Source organism: Nocardiopsis endophytica (assembly GCF_027706725.1).
Lineage (GTDB): Bacteria > Actinomycetota > Actinomycetes > Streptosporangiales > Streptosporangiaceae > Nocardiopsis_A > Nocardiopsis_A endophytica.
On the sequence record NZ_JAQFWQ010000063.1, the window covers coordinates 21,851 to 40,654 of the forward strand.

The window sequence follows — 18,804 nt, forward strand, 5'->3', positions numbered from 1 at the left end:
CCGTCAGGGCCGCCGGGCCACGATAACCGCTCCGACAGGGGTGTTCGCGCGCCCAGGGCCTTCCCCCGCGCCGTGGAGGGGCGCCCCGGGCGGGGGCCGCGCATCTGACTCAGACCCCCGGTGGGCCCGGTCCCGTTCCCCGGAACGGCGGCCGGGTTCGGACTCTCCCCCGCGCCCCGCAGGATCGGCGAATCCGTCCGATTCGGTCCCCGGTCGTCGCTAGGTTTGTCCGCATGGGACGACCGCTGAACGAGATCATGGACAAGGGCTGGGCCGAAGCCCTGGAACCGGTTGCCGACAAGATCGAGGAGATGGGCGCCTTCCTGCGCCAAGAGGTCGCCGACGGGCGCACCTACCTCCCGGCCGGTGAGAACGTGCTGCGCGCCTTCCAGCAGCCGTTCGACGACGTGCGCGTGCTGATCGTGGGGCAGGACCCCTACCCCACCCCCGGGCACGCGATCGGGCTGAGCTTCGCGGTGGCCCCCGACGTCAGGCTCCCCGGCAGCCTGCGCAACATCTTCCAGGAGTACTGCGACGACCTGGGGCTGCCCAAGCCCTCCAACGGCGACCTCACGCCGTGGACCAAGCAGGGCGTGCTGCTGCTCAACAGGGCGCTGACGGTGATGCCGGGCAAGCCCGCCTCGCACCGGGGCAAGGGCTGGGAGGAGGTCACCGACCAGGCCATCCGCGCCCTCGCGGCGCGCGACAAGCCGATGGTGGCGATCCTGTGGGGCCGGGACGCGCGCAACCTGCGCCCGCTGATGCCGGAAGTCCCGTGCGTGGAGTCGACGCACCCCAGCCCCATGTCGGCCAAGAACGGCTTCTTCGGCTCGCGCCCGTTCAGCCGGGCCAACGCGATGCTGCAGGAGCGGGGCGGCGAGCCGGTCGACTGGCGCCTGCCCTAGCGGAGTCCCGTCCGATGGCCGGGCCGTTCGCCTGCGGGCCGGCCATCGGGCACCGGAACGGGGCCGTCAGGGCTCCCGGCCGTAGACCTCGGGGATCTCCTCGTCGCTGAGCTCGATGCAGAACTCGTTGCCCTCGGGGTCGGCCATGAGCCAGAAGCCGCCCCCGTTGTCGCGGCGGAAGTCCTCCAGCACCGTCGCACCGAGGTCGACCAGGCGCTGCTTCTCGTCCTCGCGCCGGATGCCGCGCGGCCCCAGGTCCAGGTGAACGCGGTTCTTGACGGCCTTGCCCTCGGGCACCCGCAGGAACAGCAGCTCGGGGCGGCCGTCCGCCGCGACCACCTCCGCCTCGTCTCCGCCGGGGGCGTTCTCCGGGCCGGTCTCCCCGCCCACGACCTCGGCCCAGAAGCGGGCCAGTGTGTACGGGTCGGCGCAGTCGAAGGTAACGGCGCGGATGTAGGACGGCATGAGGCCTCCAGGAAGGTCCGGTCCCCGCCGCACCGTGCACCGCCCCCGGGCGCCCCTCGTGGCCGCCGACGGCCGGAGCCCCTGCGGCAGGGGGCTTTGCGTGGCATGCTCGCATCGCGGACTGACAGGATGAAAGCCGTTTTCCGCACACGGAACGCACCCGTCGCCCCCGGACGAGGAGAGGCCGCCCCCCACATGGCGAAGAAGCAGTTGAGCTACGCGGACGCGCTGAAGGTCCTGGGCAGGGACGAGCCCGCCCTTCTGGACTTCGCGGAGATGCTGGTCGACGGCGGACTGGGCGCGCTGGGCGTGCCGGACCTGTTCGGGGTGCGCAGCGAGCTGGTGAAGAAGGGCCGTGAGGCGATCCTGCCGCTGCGGGAGAAGATCACCGGTGTCAGCAGGATGACCCGCATGGAGCGCATCGAGGCGGCGCTGAAGATCATCGCGGTGGAAGCGTTCTTCTCGGCGGTCGAGGAGGTGCTGGACGAGCCCGGTAGCCCGCTGGCGATGAAGGACCTGCGGCTCACCCGCGAGTCCCAGTTGCAGATCGCCGACGGTGTGCGGCCTCTGGAGGAGGACGTGCTGCGGATCGAGGACGGGGTCCTGGAGGTCTCCGGGGGCGAGCTGTCCCCCACGGCCTACGGGCACCACCGGAGGATCGTCCGGGACCTGCGGGAGCACGTCGAGCAGAGCGAGGCCTTCGGGCGGCTGGACGGCGCCGGCCGCGAAGCCGTGCTCGCGCGCCTGGACGTCGACGCGATCGCGCCCAAGAGCGCCGCGAACTACGCGGACAGCCTCCTCGGACTGGCCGCCGACGTCCCGGAGGTGCGCATCTGGGCGCAGATGCAGGCCCAGCGGCGCACCGACGCGGGCATGGAGCGGGTGGAGACCGGTCTGGCCGCGCTGCGCACCATCCTGGAGCAGGTGTCCAGCGGGGCCGCCCCCGGGCGGCGGCGGGAGGAGCTGGCCACGCTCAACCGCTCCGTGCTCGACCGGCCCATCCTGCGCACTGCCCCCGCGGGCGCCGGGGTCCCCACCTCCGCCGAGGGCTACCTCTCGCCGCGCGGGCGGTTCACCTGGAGCCTGGTGGGGACGAACCTCTCCTCGGAGGCGTGGTGGAGGGAGCACGCGACCGCCCACGACGACGTCCAGCTCGTCATCGCCGGGCTGCTGACGCGGCCGACCGCCCTGCGGTCCCCGATCACCGTCCTCGGCCACCCGGGGGCGGGCAAGTCCAAGCTGACCGAGATGATCGCCGCGCAGCTGCCGCCGTCGGACTTCATGGCGGTCCGCGTGGAGCTGCGCGGTGTCCGGGCGAACGCACCGATCAGCGACCAGATCGACGACGGACTGCGCGCGTCCCTGCACACGGGGATGTCCTGGCGCGAGCTGGCCGACGCGGCCGAGGGCGCGCTGCCCGTCGTGATCCTCGACGGGTTCGACGAGCTGCTCCAGGCCACCGGTGTGGACCGGTCGGACTACCTGGAGCAGGTGCAGGAGTTCCAGCGGCGGCAGGAGGCGATCGGGCAGCCGGTGGCGGTGATCGTCACCAGCCGGACGGTGGTCGCCGGGCGGATGCGGTTCCCGGAGAACTGCCCAGTGATCAAGCTGGAGCCGTTCAGCACCGCGCAGATCGGGCGGATGCTGGAGATCTGGAACGACACCCACGAGGAGTCCCTCGCCGCCCGGGGCCTTTCCCCGACTCCCTTGGAGTCGGTGCTGGCCTACCGGGAGCTGGCCGAGCAGCCGCTGCTGTTGATGATGCTGCTCATCTACGACGTGGACGCCAACGCCCTGCAGGGCAAGGAGGGCGCGCTGTCGCGCTCCTCCCTGTACGAGGAACTCCTCCGGATGTTCGCCGACCGGGAGATCGACAAGCACCGCTCCAACCTCACCGACGAGGAGGCGGAGCGGGCCGTGGAGGGCGAGCTGCGCCGCCTGGAGGTCGTGGCGCTGGCGATGTTCACCCGGCACCGCCAGACGATCACGTCGGAGGAGCTGGACAAGGACTTGGAGACGCTGTTCCCGGAGGCGGGCGTCCACCCCGAGGGGGCCGACCTCCACGGCGCGCTGAGCGACGCGGACCAGGTGCTGGGGCGGTTCTTCTTCGTGCACGAGTCGCGTGCGGAGACGAGGGACCGCGCGGCGAGCGTGTACGAGTTCCTGCACGCGACGTTCGGCGAGTACCTGGTGGCGCGGTACGCGGCCGCCGTGCTGGAGGGGCTGGTCGAGGACCGGCGCGAGGAGCTCAAGCGTTCTCGGCGGCGGCGGAGCACGCGGCCCCTGGACTACGGGGAGCTGTACGCCATCACCTCCTATGCGGCGTTCACGTCGCGGGCCGCGGTGGTGGAGTTCCTGGACGACATCTTGGAACAGCGCTTCGCGGAGGACCCGGATGAGCGGTCGGAGTACATCGACCTGCTGTTGGCGCTATTCCACGAGGCGCCGTACGCCCGCCCGTCCCAGGAGTTCGAGGGGTACGAGCCGTGGCGCGCGACCGTGGTGTACCGACAGGCGGCCTACTCGGTGAATCTCGTAGTGCTGCTGGCCTGCTGCGGGGAGACGCTCGACCTCAAGGAGCTCTTCCCGGATGAGGACCGGATGGCGTGGCGCGGATGGCGGCGGCAGGCGACGATCTGGCGCGGGCTCATGGACGAGGAGTGGCACGGGTTCGTGGACGCGGTCCGCATCCGGCACGCGGGAGGACTGGGGCGCGAAACGACGACCACCATCGAGCGCGAGCGGGGTGAACCGGTGGTCGTCGGGGAATGCCTGGGCTTCGAGGTCAGCCCCGAGGGGCCGGGGGACCTCGACATCATCGATCCGTACGAGATCACGGTGTCCTTCGAAGGAGTGACGTCGAAGCTCCTGCGGGGCACGGCCGTTCGCACGAACGGGACGGCGGCCCGGATGATGCTGATGATGACGCCGATGCTGCGTTATGTGAACGAAGAGGCACTGATCTGGTACGCGGATCCGGACGAGCCGACGCGGACATGGAGCGAGACCCACGACATCCTGCGCCTGCGGACCGAGCCGCTGCACGAAGATCTTGGGGGGCGTTACAGGGCTTATAAGCGGCTCCTGAGCACATCCAATCTCGGCCGCATCGAACTCCTGACCTTAAAACAGGCGGCCAATGATATCGAAACATGGCACGACACCTCGAATCCACGAGATCTCAGTGAACTGAACCTTTCAGAGATGCTACCCTCCATAATCCGTCTCTATTTGCTAGACCTCCAAACTGTTGTCACCGGACCGAGACTAGCACCTAAAGAGCTTCTCTCGGTCTTCGCCAGACTCGAACCATACCTGGGCCAAGAATTTAGCACTATATTCCAGAAAATCATCAATATGGCCAAGGGGAACGATGTTAATACAGGAGGCGAAACCGAGCAAAATAATCACTTGGAGGAACTACAACAGAGAGAAACGCCCCGTTTCAGCAGGTTCCCTGAGAGCGGGAGGTCCTACTCGGGAATGAACCCCGCCTCCGGAGCCTGGTAAGGGCCGGCGCCCGAGGGACACCGGCCTTCCGGGGCGCCGTCCGGTGCAGGCAACCGGAGCGGTTCCCTGGGCATCCAAGGAGACATGGACTCCACACTCCCCCGTGTCCGCACCGGTGTCCCTCTCCCCTCCCCCGCCTCCCGGCGCCGCATCGCTCCCCTGCGTGGCCCGGGACGCCGCCCCTTTCTCCTCCCGCACGCACCCCACGCGCGTCGCGCCGCCACCGCCACGGCCCTGTGCGGGGCGGTGTTCGCGGTGTTCCCCGCCGCACCCGCGCCGGCCGCCGCTTCCACCGATGAGCGCGCCATCGTCTCCCTGGACGTGGACGTGCGCGTCGGCCGGGACGCCACCGTCCGCATCACCGAGCGGATGACCTACGAGTTCGGCGGCGACGGCTCCCCCGTCCGCCGCCTGCTGCCGCACAACGGCAGCATCTCCGGGTCCCGGGAGATCGGCCTCGGGCTGCGGGACGTGGAGGTGGTCGACAACGGCGGCGTGCGGTCCGTCGAGGTGGACGAGCGGGACAACGTGACCGAGGTCGTCATCGGCGAGGCCGACGAGCCGTTCACCGGCACGCGCACCTTCGCCGTCGCCTACACCTACGAGACGCTGATGGTGCGCGGGGAGGGGGACCACCCCCGCATGTTCCTGAACACGGTGGGCAGCGATTGGTCCCTGCCCGTGCGCGATGTGAACGTCGAAGTGGACCTGCCCGCGGCGCCGGACGGCATCGACTGCTACGCGGGAGACCTCGGCAGCAGGTCTCCCTGCACGTCGGCCGACAGCGGCGACAAGCGGGCGTCCTTCACCCATGACGAGGTCGGCCCGGGGCAGGCGATGAGCGTCGACGTCGTCCTGCCGGAGGGCGCCGTCGACCCGGAGCTGCCTACCGTCGAGGAGGCCGACACCTCCCAGGACATGTGGCCGATCACCGCGTTCGGCCTGGGGGTGGTCGGGCTGGTGCTGGCCTTCATCATCTTCGGCGACCGCTCCCCCGTCCGCAGGCTCGGCGGCGGCCGAGGGGCCGCCGGTGGCTCCGGCAGCGGATACGGCGGCTACGGCGGTTTCGGTGGCGGCTGGGGCGGAGGGGACGGCGCGGGCGACGGGGGCGGAGGGGACGGCGCGGGCGACGGGGGCGGTGGCGGCGGCGGGGACTGATCCCGGCCGCGCACCGGCGCTCCGCGTGGGGCCTGTCCACCGCGCCGGTCCCGGCCCCGCCCGGTGCGCGGCCCGTCGTCAGCCCTGCGGCTGCGCACCCTCCGGCCCCTGCTCGCCGTCCGCACCCGACATCTTCGCGTTGATCGCGGTGGGGCGGCCGAGCTCGTCGAACTCGACGGTGGCCCGGAAGGCCGACCCGGCCAGGTCGAGCCGGGAGCCCGACGGGTCGAACTCGGCCTGCAGCCCGCGCCGCACCCCGTAGGAGTACAGCGCCCGGCGCCGGTCGTTCAGCGGAAGGCCGGAAATGCCCTCCTGGATGGTCCGCATGACCCGCGGCCCCTCCGGGGCCGGGAGGGTGAACGAGGGGTGCTCGATGATGAAGGAGGCGTGCGTGCCCGAGCCGACTTCGGCGGTGTAGGAGGTCCAGCGGCCGGCGACCGCCTTGGCCGCCTCGGTCATCAGGGCGGCGACCACGCGCGGGTGGTCGGGCGCGCCCGGCAGGGCGCCGAAGGGCACCTCCGGCTCGGCCAGCTCGGGGATGCCGTGCTCGCGCCCGAAGTCGCGCACGGCGGCGGTGAGGGCGGTGACCGCCTCGGGGTAGCCGGACGGGTTGGCCCACGCCCACAGCCAGGAGCCGGGGCCGGGGGCGGCGCTGCCCAGCAGGTGCACGCCGGTGCAGGTCAGCTCGTGCTCACCGGTGAAGTGGAAGCGCTGGGCCTGAAGGTCGACGTTCCAGTTGTGCTGGCCGACGACCTCTTCCAGGTGGAGCTGGTGCTCGAGCGACAGGAAGGCGGCGTCGTCGAGGAGGTCGGTGAAGGAAGGAGAGGAAGTATTCGACACGCCGCGCAGACTAGGCGCCCCCACTGACAGCGTCGAATCGGACAGGCGGCCCGTGTCCGCCACACAGGCGCCCCTCCCGCACATAGGCCGCCCTTTGCGGGAGAATGCCGACCTGGGCCCCGCCCTTCCACCCACGAAGCCCCGATGTACCCCGATGTATCTGAGAGGCGGTCTTCCATGGACGCCACCGACCTGCGACACCTGCGCCGCTGCGTGGACCTGGCCGAGGACGCCCTGAACGCCGGTGACGAGCCGTTCGGGTCGGTCCTGGTCTCCGGAGACGGCGTCGTCCTGGCCGAGGACCGCAACCGCATCGCCGACGGCGACAGCACCCGCCACCCCGAGTTCGCCCTCGCGCGCTGGGCCGCGGAGAAGATGCGTCCCGAGGACCGCCCGGCCGCGACCGTCTACACGTCGGGCGAGCACTGCCCGATGTGCTCGGCCGCGCACGCGTGGGTGGGGCTGGGGCGGATCGTGTACGCCGCCTCCAGCGAACAGCTCATGGGATGGCTCGCGGACCTGGACCTTCCGGAGCCCCCGGTCCGCCCGCTGCCGATCCGCGACGTCGCCCCGGGGGTGGCCGTGGACGGCCCGTCCCCGGAACTGTCGGAGCGCGTCCACCGGCTGCACCTGCGGTACCACGGCCGCGTGTGAACGTCGCATGAGCGTCTGAGGCGTCGCAGGCGTCGCCGGTCCGGTGGCCGACCCGGTGATGGGGCCACCGGCCCACTCCTGGGGCCCCGGGCCGCCCGGCGTTCCGCCTGCGCCCTCTGTAGCACACCGGTCCTACGCCCCGGCGGTTCGGGCGTCCGGTGTGCTGGAGAATGCGCACCTCATGGGAGAACGCGGTTGAAGGGGCACACCCGCTGCCCGAACGGGCCGCCGCAGCCGGCCTCCCGCCCCTGTGTCCTCCGCCACAGGCGCCGTGTCCGGCTTGAAGTTGACACTGGTGACAGGTCCTAGCGTCCCGCTATGTACATTGCAACTGTGAGGATCGGAGAGCTGTCGGACCGGACCGGTGCCAGTCCCCGGTCGTTGCGGTACTACGAGCAGCAGGGGCTCATCGAGTCCCACCGCAGCGGCAACGGCTGGCGGGGGTACGACGAGGAGGCCGTGCGGCGGGTGCGCAACATCCGAATGCTCCTGGACTCGGGGCTGACCGTCGCCGACCTGCTCCCGCTCGCCCCCTGCCTCGGCCTGGACCTGGACCCCGAGCACTGCCACCGCGCCCTGGAGATCTACCGGCGGCGCCTGGGCGAGCTGGACCGGCGCATCTCCGACCTCAACGGCCACCGCGACCGGCTGGTGGAGCGCATCGGCGGGGCCTGACCCCGCCCGCCCCCTCCCCCGGCCGCCCGCGGTGCCGCGACCGGAGGGACAGGGACCCGACCGTGCACACCCGACCGCCCCTGTGGCTGTTCATCCTGGCCGCCGTGCTGTTCACGACGGCCACCGACGAGTTCATCATCGCCGGGGTGCTCCCGTCGATCGCCGCCGACCTGGGGGTGGGCGTCGGCGCCGCGGGCCAGCTCGTGACGGCCTTCGCCGTCGCCTACGCCGTCGGCGCCCCCACCGTGGCCGTGGCCGCCGACCGGCTGCCGCGCCGGACGGTGATGGTCGGCGGTCTGGCGCTGTTCGCCGCCGCCAACCTCGCCGCCGCGGCCGCGCCCGGGTTCTGGGCGCTGGCGGCGGCCCGGGTGGCGGCCGCGCTGTGCGCTGCCGCCGTGACCGGGGCCGCGTTCGCCACCGCCGCGGGCGCCGCCCCCGAGGGGCGGCAGGGCCGGTACCTGGCGACCACCACGGCGGGCATGACGGCCGCCCTGATCGGCGGAGTTCCGCTGGGCGCCTGGCTGGCGGGGGCGGCGGACTGGCGCGCGACCTTCGTCTTCGTGGCCGTCGTCGCCGCGGGGGCGGCCGCCGGTCTGCGGGTGTCGGCGCCGAAGGTGGCCGGGAGCGCGCCCGCCCCGCTGCGCGAGCGGCTCCGTCCCCTGGCCGCTCCGGCGGTCCTGCGGCTCGTGGGGGCGACCTTCCTGGCCGCCTCCGGCGGGCTGATGTTCTACAGCTACCTGTCGGCGTTCGCCGCCGAGACCGCCTCCGGCGCCTATGCGGTGCTGACCGGCCTGCTGTTCACCGTCGGTGTGGCGGGGATGGCCGGCGCCGTGCTGAGCGGGCGGTGGGCGGACGCGTTCGGCCCGCAGCGCGCGCTGGCCGGGGTGCTCGGCGGTCACGCGGTGGCCCTGGCCCTGCTCGCGGTGTTCGCCTGGGCCGACTGGGGTGGAGCGTGGCTGCTGTTCCCCCTCGTGGCGGTGTGGGGTCTGTACGCCTGGGCGCTGACGCCGCCGATGCAGGGAAGTGTGATCACGGCGGCGGGGCCGGAGCACGGAATGACGGCGATGTCGATGAACATCGCGGCGCTCTACCTCGGGACGGGCGCCGCAGGAGCGCTCGGGGGCGCGGTGGTGGAGGCGGCGGGCGCGCCGTGGATTCCGGCCGCATCGGCGGTGCTGATGCTGGGCTCGTTCGCACTGGCGCTGCGACCGGCGGTGGCCGCGGCCCGGACCGCCACGGCGCATGAGGCCAAGGCGAATGAGGGGGACGGGGCAACCGGCGTCGAGTGCGCCACGGCCGCCCCGCCTGGGACCCCATGCGCCCCGTAATGCGCCTTCCCTCTGTTGAACGGCGGCGGCGGACCGGCCCCCGTCCGGGTCGGTCCGCCGTTCCTCCTCAGCCGGGGACACGCTTGTGAATGTGTCCCCGGCCGTTCAGGTCGCCCAGCCCCGTCCCGTCGGCGTGGGGAGGAGCGTCAGAAGCGACGCCGATCCAGGGCGACCCCGTTGTGCCTGAGTTGTGCCTGAGTTGCGCCGGGACCGCCGGAGGCCCTGTCGTGGGAACAGGGCCTCCGGCGGTCCTCACCGGTATCGCGCTTCAGGAGGCGTCCCCTTGCCCGGCACCGGGCGCATCCGCCGACCGGCCTCAGGCTCCTGGGGCTCCTGCGCCCTCGGGGGCCCAGGAGCCCGTGCCGTAGACGAACCCGTAGTCGGTGAACACGTCGGGGTCGCCCTGTTCGAAGGCGGTGCCGACGAGCACGGCGCCACCACCCGGCACCGTGTCCACCGCCCCCGTGGACAGGTCGTACTTCTCGTCCGACAGCGGCTGCTCGGTCGCGGTGCCGTCGGCGGCGATGTGCACCATGGTCGGGTTCCACCCGCTCTCCACGATCCACAGTCCGCCGTCGCCGTCGTCGGCGACCTTGTCATAGGTGCCCGACTCGTCGCCCGTCTCCACCGACCACGACTGGCCGTCGTAGCGGGCCAGGAGCGGCCGGTAGTGGTGGTTCTCGTCCCCGTCCACCCAGAACATGTGGCCCACCGCCACGACATCATCGGCGGAGCGGGCCATGATGTCGGTGAAGACCGCGTCGGACTCGCCCGGGGGCACGTCCACGTCGGGCACCTCCATGGGGCTCCACTGCTCCCCGTCCCACCGGTCGACGGCGGGCATGCCGTCCCGGATCCCGGCGGCGAACACCGCGTCCGGCCCGGCCGCCGCGACCGCCTGGGAGACCGAGGGCGCGGGGTAGTCCCTCCAGATCTCGCCGTCGAAGAACGCCGCGCGGTCGTAGCCGTCCACGGACCGGGAGAGCATCCAGGCGGTGCCGTCGCCGACGGCCGCGATGTCGGTGGGGACCAGCGCCGGGTCGATCTCCGGTGCGGTCCAGGACTCGCCGTCGTACTGCAGCACCACGGCGTCCCCTTCGGGGCTGCTCCCCGCCGCCCACACCTCGTCCTCCGCGGAGGCGTCGGCGGCGTCCGGCTCGACGGTCCACCCATCGGGGACGGGCTCGCGGGTCCAGGCGTCCCCGTCCCAGCGGTGGATCCAGGTGGATCCCGAGTTCTGCGCGCTGTCGTCGCCGAAGGCCCACACCGCGTCGGGGCCGGCGGCGGCGACGGCGGTGAACGATCCGCCGTCGTCGGGCGACCCGTGGACCTGCCGCCACGGGCCCTCGTCGGCGAGGGCGGGTCCCGCCGGGGCGGTGGCGAGGGCCGCGGCCGCCGCGACCGCGGACACGGCGGCTGCCGGGGTGGCCGCCCTGCGCCGCACCGCTCTGCGTCGGGATGTCGTACGCGCCATTCTTCACTCTCCGTCCATTGGTGCGATACGGATCATTACGTATGACGCGCCCCACACGTCGCACGTTGGCGGCGTGGACGGAGAATCCGCCGATTCGTCGAAATACTTCCGCCGCGGGCACCGCATCGGGTGCCCCGGCGGCGCGCTTTCAGTGGCGGCCGGTGCGCCGCCGCACGCGCGCGTGGAAGTCGGCCGCGGTGTTCCCCCTGGGGTAGGGGGTGTCGGGGACGGGGACGCCGAGGAAGGCGCACAGTGGGCCCCACCCCTCCTCCGCGCGGAACACCAGGAGGCGGTCGTCCGGCACGGCGGCCTGGACGCGCGCGCGGTGGTCGGCCAGGACGCCGAGCGCGTGCGCGCGGTCCTCGAACCGGCCGCCGAAGGTGCGCTCCCAGATGAGCTCTTCAGCGAAGGCGGCGACCCGTCCGGCGTCCCCGTCCAGGCGGAGCCGCCTGCCGTCCCCGTCGTACCGGCTCAGGTAGAGGGTGCGGTAGGCGCTCTCGTACCAGCCGTCGGGGTCGCGGTCGGTCAGGACGACCTTGGCCCGGGGGAAGGCCCGCACGAGCCCGTCCACGAAGGCGCAGGCGGGCCAGCCGACCGCCGCCCCGTACCCGGAGACGGCGCGGGCCGCCGACTCGCGCCCCTCGGCGGCGTCGCGCCAGGCGGCCAGGCGCTCGGGCCGGTCGTACAGCTCCTTCATGTGGTAGACCGGCCCGAAGCCGAGCAGGCCCAGGGCGGTGCGCAGGGACAGCGTGCCGGTCCGCCCGAATCCGGCCCCGATCACCGCGACCATTGGGCCCCTCGCGGGTGCTCCTTGAACACGCGGGCGCGCACCCCGACCGGCTGCAGGGCCAGGGCGGGGCGGGGGCGCACACCTCCGGGGTCGACGGGCTCGAAGCGCACGTGCGAGCGCAGTGCGATGGCGACCTCCTCGATCTCGCTCAGGGCCATGGACGCGCCCAGGCAGCCGCGCGCCCCGGCGCCGAAGGGGAAGTAGGCGTAGCGGTGGCCGGGGCCGGCGCCGTCCAGCCAGCGCTCGGGACGGAAGCGGTCGGGCTCGGGGAACCAGCGCTCGTCGCGCTGGGTCACCCACTGGCTGAGGCCGATGACCGTCCCGGCGGGCAGGCGGTAGCCGCCGAACTCGACCGGCCGGGCCGCCTCCCTGCTGATCACCCATGCCGGCGGGTAGAGGCGCAGGGCCTCCTTGGCGCAGGCGGCGGCGTACCCGTCGGCGCCCGCCCCGCGCGCGGAGGCCGCGAGCGCCTCGTCGGCCTCCGGGGCGGTGCCCAGGCAGTGCACCAGCCAGGTGAGCGCGTCGGCGGTGGTCTCGTAGCCCGACATCAGCAGGGTGGCCAGCTCGTCCCGGATCTCCGGGAAGGGGGCGCGGGGGCGCTCCTCGACGAGGCGGCCGAGGGCGGTGGCGCCGCCGTCGGGCCGGTGGCCCTCGATCAGCCGCTGAAGGGACGCGTCGAGGGCGCGCATGGCGCGGCGCAGGGAGAGGTTGACGGGGGTGGGCACCCATGTCGGCAGGCGGACGGGGCTGGAGGTCAGGCGCATGATGGCGGCGACGGCGTCGGCGAGCGCGTCGGCCTCGCCGCCCAGGGGGCGCCCGGCGATGTGCACGGCGCCGATGCGCATGGCCAGCCGGGACATCTCCTTGTGGACGTCGATGGTGCGGCCCTCGGCCCAGGAGCCGACGGTGCGGGCGACCGCGTCGCGGGCGTGGGTCCGCAGCCCGGCCAGGCGTTCGCTGCGGAAGGCGGGCTGCAGGCGGCGGCGCTTGCGCGCCCAGTCCCCGCCTTCGCTGTTCATCATGGCCAGCGGGAAGCCGGTGCCGCCGCGGCGGCGCTCGCCGGGGCGCACCTTGACCAGGTCCCGGTCGCGGTCGACGAGGGCGCGGCCGACGTCGTCGGGGTGGACGAGAAGGACGTTGCCGGAGGTGAGGGCGACGACGTCCCCGTAGTCGCGGGCGGCGCCGGTGAGGAAGCCGAGGGGGTCGACGGCGAAGTCGGCCGCGTTGGCCGCGCCGTCGCCGCCGGAGGGGCCGGGCGGCCGGCGGTCGCGCGGGGTCGGCGACGGCCGGGCCTGGGTCATTCCACCTCCTGCTGCGGGCGGCTGCCGGGGAAAGGCTGCAGCGCGCGGGCCGTACGCGCCCGCGCGCCGCGGATCAGCGGAAGGAGGGGTGATCAGTAGTAGATGTAGGGCCGGGTGAGGCGCTTCTTGTCGACGATCCCGAGGGCGGCTGCGACGCGGTAGGCGACTCTCTTCACAGATGACCCTTTCCACTCGCGTCCGGGCCTTTCGCGGCCCGGACTGGTGTCGCCGTGCGGGCGGCGGGGCCGCCCGGACGACGCGGTCAACCTACGTGAACGGGCGCATGCTCGGCCATGACGCAGAGGTGAGCATCGCCTGACCGCTGGACCACCCTTCCCTTCTGCCCCACGTCCTAGGCGCGGACGGCCCGCCGCCGCCCATCGGCCCTCCGCCCATCGGCCTTCCGCCAGGGCATCAGGGCCAGGTGCCAGGCGGGCAGGACGCGCGCCGCGACGAGCGACCGGTAGGTGATCAGCGGGGAGCCGATGACCGTGGGCAGGATCCAGGCCAGGATGTTCCCGTCGGCGAACTGCACGGCGACCGGGGTCACGTAGGCGATGACCGCGGACATCATCAGCACGAGGTGGATGCGGAACCAGTGCGGCACCGGCTTGCGCCGGGCCAGGTGCACCCCGGCGGCGACGGCGGCGAGGGTGGCCGTGGCGACGATGCCGAGCCACCACATGTCGGGCGCGAACGGCAGCAGGCCGTAGGTCGTGGCGGCCACGACGACCACGGTGGCGCCGAACACGCGGCCGGTGACGGTGTGCAGGCCGCGGCGCTTGCGGGCGGCCAGGGCGGCGAGGGCCGCGGCGAGGCCGACGGTTCCGGCGGCGATGTGCAGGGTGAGAAGGACGGTGTGCATGGGGACCCCCGACGGGTCGGCGGGCGGAGCAGCGGGGCGCGGCCGCCGACAGTCCATTGTGGAATGTTGCCCCCACAGGGTGGACCTGACACAGTGGACTGTCAAGGGGGTTTCGGATGAACGGACGCCGCACGGCCAAGGACGCGCCGCACGGACTGAACAACACGGCCGCCTCGCTGCTGGGGTTCCTGCACGAGCGCCCCATGACCGGGTGGGACCTGGTGGCCGCGGCCGAGGACCTGATGGGCGACTTCTGGTCGATCACGCGCAGCCAGGTGTACCGGGAGCTGTCGTCGATGGCAGGGGCCGGGCTGGTGGAGGAGCTGGAGCGCGGCAAGCGCGACCGGCGCCCGTACGCCATCACCGAGGCCGGGCGCAAGGCGTTCGCCGACTGGAGCGCGGTCCTTCCCGCGGAGGAGGCGGTGCGGTTCCCGCTGCTGCTGATGCTGACGCTCGGCCGCCACATCCCGCGCGAGCACCTGGTGGCGGCGGTCGAACACCACCGCGCCGTGCACAAGAGCCGACTGGCGCGCTATGAGGACCAGTTCGCGGACATGAGCGACCCGTACGCGGTGGCGACGCTGAGCTTCGGCATCCAGTATGAGCGCGCGGTGCTGGCGTGGTTCGACGGGCTGCCGGAGGAGATCACCGGCGTCCCGCCGAAGAGATCACCGGGAGCCGCCGGCGCCCCCTGAGAGGGCTCGGGCGGCGGGCGGCGCGCGGCGCCCAGGGGGCGGGTCGGCCCCTGAGCACCGTGCGCCGCCCGCCCTACGGCACCGCCCTGCGACACCCGCCGCTCGGGTCAGGTGCCGGACTCGCGCCCGGCCGCGCGCTCGATGCCCGCGATGATCGCGTCCAGCCCGTACTCGAAGTGCCGCATGGGGTCGCCGCGCCCCGGCGCCATGCCTCCGACCAGCGCCGCCAGGTGCGGGAACACCCCCTCGGGCAGCGACCGGAGATAGCCGGTGATCTCACCGATCCTGCGCGCCGCGTCCTCCGCCCCGGAGGCCTGCCCCGGGCCGCCGTGCAGCTCCTGCTCGAAGGCGAACGCCGTGCCGTAGAGCGCCAGCAGGTCGCCCGCCGCCCCCGCCTCCTCGGGCGTCATCCCGCCCGCGCGCAGGATGCCGATCTGGGCGTCCATCTGCGCCATCAGCCGCGGCGTCGTGGGGATCATCGTCCGCATGGCGATCTCAGCCGACCCGGGGTTGTCCAGCAGCACCCGGACCTGCGCCACGGTGTGCTCACGGAGCTGCTCGCGCCACCGCCCCGGGTCGGGGACCGGGACCGGGGCGTCCGCGAAGACCTCGTCCAGCATCAGCTCGTGCAGGTCCTGCTTGTCGCGCACGTGGGCGTAGAGCGAGGCCGGGCCCGTGTCGAGGGCCTGGGCGACGCGGCGCATCGTCACTCCGGCCAGCCCCTCCTCGGCCATGATCCGCAGCGCCGCCTCCACGACCGCCCCGGTGCTCAGCGGGCGCCGCGACGAGGGGCGCGCGGCCTTGCGCCACGGCGGCGGGGGGACGGCGGCGGCGCCGGGATCGGCCGGATCGGCGGCGGACGGAGAGGTGCTCATGACGAACAGCGTACTTGCCACGAACACCGTTCGTAGATAGAACAGTGTTCGTAGACGAACACTGTTCGCCCTCCATCGGCACTCATTGCCGCCCTTCGACGCCCTTCGACGTCCGCACCGATCGCGAGGTCCCGCCATGACACGTACCGAGCACTCCCCCGTCCTGATCGTCGGCGCCGGCCTGGCCGGCGCCTCGGCGGCGGTGTTCCTGGCCCTGCACGGGGTGCGGGCGCTGGCCGTCAGCCGCCACCCCGGGCCCTCCGACCAGCCCAAGGCGCGCGGCCAGTCCTGGCCGACGATGGAGGCGCTGCGCATCGCGGGCGTCGCCGAGACCGTGCGCGCGGCCGGGTTCGACGTCGACCGGCCCATGCCCATCGTCATCGCCCGCAGCCTCACCGAGCCGCCCCTGCACGAGATCATCGGCGAGGACTGGCCCGACTGGTCGCACCTGACCCCCGAGCGGATGGGAATGGCCAGCCAGGAGCGCACCGAGCCGGTGCTCATCGGGCGCGCCCGCGAGCTGGGCGCCGAGGTCCGCTTCTCCACGCGCATCGAGTCCTTCGACCAGGACGGCGAAGGGGTGACCGCGCACCTGCGCGACCTGGACACCGGGGAGGGGTACGCGGTCCGCGCCCGGTACCTGGTGGCCGCCGACGGCTGGCGCGGCGGGATCCGCGACGCCCTGGGCATCGGCACGCACGGGCGCGGCACGATCTCCACGTCGGTCGGGCTGGTGGCCGAGGCCGACCTGGCCGAGGCCACCCAGGGGCGCGAGTTCAGCCTGTACTACCTGCAGAACCCCCGGATGGCGGGCGGCGGGGGCGCGTTCACCACGACCGACACCCCCGGCCGCTACGCCCTGGCCTTCGGGCACGACCCGGCCTCGGGCAAGGAGGCCGAGGACTACACCGACGCCGAGTGCGCGGAACAGGTGCGGATCGCGGCCGGAATCCCCGACCTGGACGTGAAGATCGTCGCCAAGGACCTCACCGGCACCGCGCACGTGGTCGCCGACCGGTTCAGCGAGGGGCGCGTGCACCTGATCGGGGACTGCGCGCACACCATGCCCCCGCACGGCGGGCAGGGCGGCAACACCGCCGTCATGGACGGGTTCCACCTGGCGTGGAAGCTGGCGGCGGTGGTCCAGGGCTGGGCGGGCGAGGGGCTGTTGGCCTCGCACGACGCCGAGCGGCGGCCGCACGGTCAGATGGTGGCCGACCAGCAGTACGCGAACATGGTGCGGCGGCAGACCCCGCACCTGGCCGACGGCACCGAGGCCGAGGAGGTCTCCCCCGAGCGCCTGCTGCTGGGCCACCGCGTCCCCGAGGGCGCGGTGGTGCGCGAGGCCGGGGACGACGGGGCGCCGACCGAGGACCCGGCCGAGCCCACGGGCCGCCCGGGGTCGCACGCCCCGCACGTGTGGCTGGAGCGGGACGGCGAGCCGCTGCCGGTGCTGGACCTGTTCGGGCGGGGGTTCGTCCTGCTGGCCGAGGACCCTGCGTGGGCGGAGGCCGCCGAGCGGGCCGCGGAGGTGCTGGGCGTCCCGTTGCGCGCCGAGGTGGTGGGCGTGCCGGGCTCGGGCCGCGGGCTGGTCGACCCGCAGGGCCGGTGGCGGACGCTGTACGGCATCCCGTCCCACGGCGCGACGCTGGTGCGCCCGGACCGCTTCATCGCCTGGCGGACCGCTTCCCCGGCCGACGCCGACGAGCTGGAGCGGGCACTGCGGACGGTCCTGTGCCGGACCGACGGTTGACCGGGCCGCGGGCACGCCACCCGCGGGCCCGGCCCACGTCACACCGCCACGGCACGCACCAGGGCCGGGACCGCCTCGCCGATCGGGTCGCGCAGAACGGCCGACGCCGCCTCGTCGTAGGGGGTCGGCTCGGCGTTGACGACGATCAGGGTGGCCCCGGCGCTCAAGGCCACGTCGCACAGGCCGGCCGCCGGGTGGACGGTGAGGGAGGTGCCGATGGCGATGAACACCTCCGCCTCCTCGGCGGCGGCCGTGGCGGCCTCGATCACCTCCGGGTCGAGCATCTGCCCGAAGGAGATGGTGTCCGCCTTCTGGATCCCGCCGCAGGCGAGGCAGCGCGGGTCCGACTCCTCGTCCAGGCGGGCCAGGACCTCAGGGGTGGGGGTGCGCAGCCCGCACGACATGCACGCCACCCGGTGCATGGTGCCGTGGACCTCGATGACGCGGTCATCGGGAACGCCCGCCGCCTGGTGCAGGCCGTCGATGTTCTGGGTGATCAGGCCGAGCAGGCGGCCCGAGGCGGCGAGGTCGGCCAGTGCGCGGTGGGCGCCGTTGGGCTCGGCGTCCCAGGCGGGGTGGTCGCGGCGCATCAGCCACACCCTGCGGCGGACGTCGGCGTCGGACATGAAGGTGTCGTAGTCGAACATCGCGGCGGCGGCAGGGTCCTTGGTCCAGACGCCCTGCGGCCCCCGGAAGTCGGGGATCCCGGAGTCGGTGGAGATGCCCGCACCGGTCAGGACGGCGACCTTCCCGGCCCCGCTGAGCAGTGTCTCCGCCGCCGCGAGGGAGGGTCCGTCGGCCATGGGTCTCCACCGCCTTCCGATCGGTACCGGGGAGCCGAAGCGGTGGCCGGACAGCGCCACCACCGCCGAGGCGCCGCCCATTGTGCCACCCACGGCCCCGACCGAGCGGCGAGCCTCTCACGATCCAGACAGAGGGGCGGTCCGGCAGGTACCCCGCTCCCGGACCCCGGCCGGGCGGCGGGCCGCCGGAGCGCAAGGTCGTAAGGCCAGCGACGACGGAGGTCGGCGGCCCTCGCCGCAGCGCTGTCGGCCGTCCGGTGTGCGGATGGTCGACGTCGTCGGCGGCGACGGAGCGAGCGGGGCGGTTCCCCGGCCCCGCCTGCCGGGCGGCAGGCCCCTCGCGGTCCGGGTGGCCGGGCGGCTGAGCAGGTACCCCGCTCCCGGGCCCCGGCCGGGAGGCGGGCCACGGGGGTGTGGGGTGGGGGCGGCGACGAGGAAGGTCGGCGGCCCATCGGGTAGCGCTGTCGGGTGCGGCGCGTGTGCATGGTCACCGTAAAGGGCGGCGACGGCACAAGCGGGGCGGTCCCCCGGCCCCGCCTGCCGGGCGGCGGGTCCCCCGCGGTGCGGGTGGGCGGCCCGGCAGGGTGGGGCGGTGGTGGCCCGTGTTCGTGGCGGCCTTCGGCCCGGTGCGCCCCTGCCCGGCGATGATCTCGACGAGGGTGCTGTCATCCTGGCGGTTTTGACAGCACCTTCGTCGAGATCATCGCCGAGGG

The 18,804-nt window shown here is 73.5% G+C and carries 17 protein-coding genes; 8 read left to right on the top strand and 9 right to left on the bottom strand.

The window, feature by feature from the left end:
* Positions 1-233 precede the first annotated feature (233 nt).
* Positions 234-905: a uracil-DNA glycosylase gene (locus O4J56_RS20045; RefSeq protein WP_270687698.1), complete on the top strand. Its 672-nt coding sequence runs from the start codon at positions 234-236 to the stop codon at positions 903-905.
* Between the two features lie 66 nt (positions 906-971).
* Here the strand turns inward: O4J56_RS20045 and O4J56_RS20050 are convergent, their stop codons facing one another.
* Positions 972-1,370, bottom strand: coding sequence for a VOC family protein (locus tag O4J56_RS20050; protein WP_270687699.1), 399 nt, complete (start codon positions 1,368-1,370; stop codon positions 972-974).
* 195 nt (positions 1,371-1,565) lie between these two features.
* Here O4J56_RS20050 and O4J56_RS20055 point away from each other — a divergent pair, with 195 nt between their 5' ends.
* Both O4J56_RS20055 and O4J56_RS20060 read left to right on the top strand, forming a co-directional pair.
* The gene (locus O4J56_RS20055) at positions 1,566-4,880 is read left to right on the top strand and encodes an NACHT domain-containing protein (RefSeq protein WP_270687701.1); all 3,315 of its coding nucleotides are present in this window, start codon (positions 1,566-1,568) and stop codon (positions 4,878-4,880) included.
* An 84-nt stretch (positions 4,881-4,964) separates the two neighbouring features.
* Positions 4,965-6,038: a DUF2207 domain-containing protein gene (locus O4J56_RS20060; protein WP_270687703.1), complete on the top strand. Its 1,074-nt coding sequence runs from the start codon at positions 4,965-4,967 to the stop codon at positions 6,036-6,038.
* 78 nt (positions 6,039-6,116) lie between these two features.
* On the opposite strand, the gene O4J56_RS20065 is transcribed toward O4J56_RS20060, so the two are convergent.
* Positions 6,117-6,878: a DUF6882 domain-containing protein gene (locus O4J56_RS20065; protein WP_270687705.1), complete on the bottom strand. Its 762-nt coding sequence runs from the start codon at positions 6,876-6,878 to the stop codon at positions 6,117-6,119.
* A gap of 177 nt (positions 6,879-7,055) precedes the next feature.
* Here O4J56_RS20065 and O4J56_RS20070 point away from each other — a divergent pair, with 177 nt between their 5' ends.
* The 3 genes from O4J56_RS20070 (at position 7,056) to O4J56_RS20080 (ending at position 9,535) form a co-directional block, all read left to right on the top strand.
* Positions 7,056-7,532, top strand: coding sequence for a nucleoside deaminase (locus O4J56_RS20070; RefSeq protein ID WP_270687706.1), 477 nt, complete (start codon positions 7,056-7,058; stop codon positions 7,530-7,532).
* Positions 7,533-7,865: 333 nt separating this feature from the next.
* Positions 7,866-8,207, top strand: a complete 342-nt coding sequence (locus O4J56_RS20075; protein WP_270687708.1) for a MerR family transcriptional regulator — start codon at positions 7,866-7,868, stop codon at positions 8,205-8,207.
* Between the two features lie 62 nt (positions 8,208-8,269).
* Entirely contained in the window at positions 8,270-9,535 is a 1,266-nt protein-coding gene (locus tag O4J56_RS20080; RefSeq protein ID WP_270687709.1) for an MFS transporter, read from the top strand.
* Between the two features lie 316 nt (positions 9,536-9,851).
* On the opposite strand, the gene O4J56_RS20085 is transcribed toward O4J56_RS20080, so the two are convergent.
* From O4J56_RS20085 to O4J56_RS20100, 5 genes are all read right to left on the bottom strand, one after another.
* Complete coding sequence (locus tag O4J56_RS20085) at positions 9,852-11,009, bottom strand: beta propeller repeat protein (protein WP_270687711.1); 1,158 nt, start codon at positions 11,007-11,009, stop codon at positions 9,852-9,854.
* A 148-nt stretch (positions 11,010-11,157) separates the two neighbouring features.
* Complete coding sequence (locus O4J56_RS20090) at positions 11,158-11,799, bottom strand: sulfotransferase family protein (RefSeq protein ID WP_270687713.1); 642 nt, start codon at positions 11,797-11,799, stop codon at positions 11,158-11,160.
* On the bottom strand, positions 11,787-13,100 hold the full coding sequence (locus O4J56_RS20095) for a cytochrome P450 (RefSeq protein ID WP_270687715.1): 1,314 nt from the start codon (positions 13,098-13,100) through the stop codon (positions 11,787-11,789). Before O4J56_RS20095 ends, O4J56_RS20090 begins: the two co-directional genes overlap by 13 nt.
* A gap of 92 nt (positions 13,101-13,192) precedes the next feature.
* Positions 13,193-13,276, bottom strand: coding sequence for a cittilin family RiPP precursor (locus tag O4J56_RS32140; RefSeq protein ID WP_408639144.1), 84 nt, complete (start codon positions 13,274-13,276; stop codon positions 13,193-13,195).
* Positions 13,277-13,452: 176 nt separating this feature from the next.
* Positions 13,453-13,965: a hypothetical protein gene (locus O4J56_RS20100; RefSeq protein WP_270687716.1), complete on the bottom strand. Its 513-nt coding sequence runs from the start codon at positions 13,963-13,965 to the stop codon at positions 13,453-13,455.
* A gap of 116 nt (positions 13,966-14,081) precedes the next feature.
* On the opposite strand from O4J56_RS20100, the gene O4J56_RS20105 reads away from it, so the two are divergent.
* Positions 14,082-14,660, top strand: a complete 579-nt coding sequence (locus O4J56_RS20105; protein WP_270687717.1) for a PadR family transcriptional regulator — start codon at positions 14,082-14,084, stop codon at positions 14,658-14,660.
* A 107-nt stretch (positions 14,661-14,767) separates the two neighbouring features.
* On the opposite strand, the gene O4J56_RS20110 is transcribed toward O4J56_RS20105, so the two are convergent.
* A complete protein-coding gene (locus O4J56_RS20110) occupies positions 14,768-15,535 on the bottom strand; it encodes a TetR/AcrR family transcriptional regulator (protein ID WP_270687718.1) in 768 nt (255 codons plus the stop codon).
* A 136-nt stretch (positions 15,536-15,671) separates the two neighbouring features.
* Between O4J56_RS20110 and O4J56_RS20115 the strand changes: the two genes are divergently transcribed.
* A complete protein-coding gene (locus O4J56_RS20115; protein WP_270687720.1) occupies positions 15,672-17,288 on the top strand; it encodes an FAD-dependent monooxygenase in 1,617 nt (538 codons plus the stop codon).
* Between the two features lie 38 nt (positions 17,289-17,326).
* On the opposite strand, the gene O4J56_RS20120 is transcribed toward O4J56_RS20115, so the two are convergent.
* On the bottom strand, positions 17,327-18,091 hold the full coding sequence (locus O4J56_RS20120; protein WP_270687722.1) for an SIR2 family NAD-dependent protein deacylase: 765 nt from the start codon (positions 18,089-18,091) through the stop codon (positions 17,327-17,329).
* Between the last annotated feature and the right edge of the window lie 713 nt (positions 18,092-18,804).

Bases quoted from the DNA above. Each gene is read 5' to 3' on its own strand.
- O4J56_RS20045 (WP_270687698.1), top strand. From the start codon at position 234: ATGGGACGACCGCTGAACGAGATCATGGACAAGGGCTGGGCCGAAGCC.
- O4J56_RS20050 (WP_270687699.1), bottom strand. From the start codon at position 1,370: ATGCCGTCCTACATCCGCGCCGTTACCTTCGACTGCGCCGACCCGTAC.
- O4J56_RS20055 (WP_270687701.1), top strand. From the start codon at position 1,566: ATGGCGAAGAAGCAGTTGAGCTACGCGGACGCGCTGAAGGTCCTGGGC.
- O4J56_RS20060 (WP_270687703.1), top strand. From the start codon at position 4,965: ATGGACTCCACACTCCCCCGTGTCCGCACCGGTGTCCCTCTCCCCTCC.
- O4J56_RS20070 (WP_270687706.1), top strand. From the start codon at position 7,056: ATGGACGCCACCGACCTGCGACACCTGCGCCGCTGCGTGGACCTGGCC.
- O4J56_RS20085 (WP_270687711.1), bottom strand. From the start codon at position 11,009: ATGGCGCGTACGACATCCCGACGCAGAGCGGTGCGGCGCAGGGCGGCC.
- O4J56_RS20090 (WP_270687713.1), bottom strand. From the start codon at position 11,799: ATGGTCGCGGTGATCGGGGCCGGATTCGGGCGGACCGGCACGCTGTCC.
- O4J56_RS20095 (WP_270687715.1), bottom strand. From the start codon at position 13,100: ATGACCCAGGCCCGGCCGTCGCCGACCCCGCGCGACCGCCGGCCGCCC.
- O4J56_RS20100 (WP_270687716.1), bottom strand. From the start codon at position 13,965: ATGCACACCGTCCTTCTCACCCTGCACATCGCCGCCGGAACCGTCGGC.
- O4J56_RS20105 (WP_270687717.1), top strand. From the start codon at position 14,082: ATGAACGGACGCCGCACGGCCAAGGACGCGCCGCACGGACTGAACAAC.
- O4J56_RS20110 (WP_270687718.1), bottom strand. From the start codon at position 15,535: ATGAGCACCTCTCCGTCCGCCGCCGATCCGGCCGATCCCGGCGCCGCC.
- O4J56_RS20115 (WP_270687720.1), top strand. From the start codon at position 15,672: ATGACACGTACCGAGCACTCCCCCGTCCTGATCGTCGGCGCCGGCCTG.
- O4J56_RS20120 (WP_270687722.1), bottom strand. From the start codon at position 18,091: ATGGCCGACGGACCCTCCCTCGCGGCGGCGGAGACACTGCTCAGCGGG.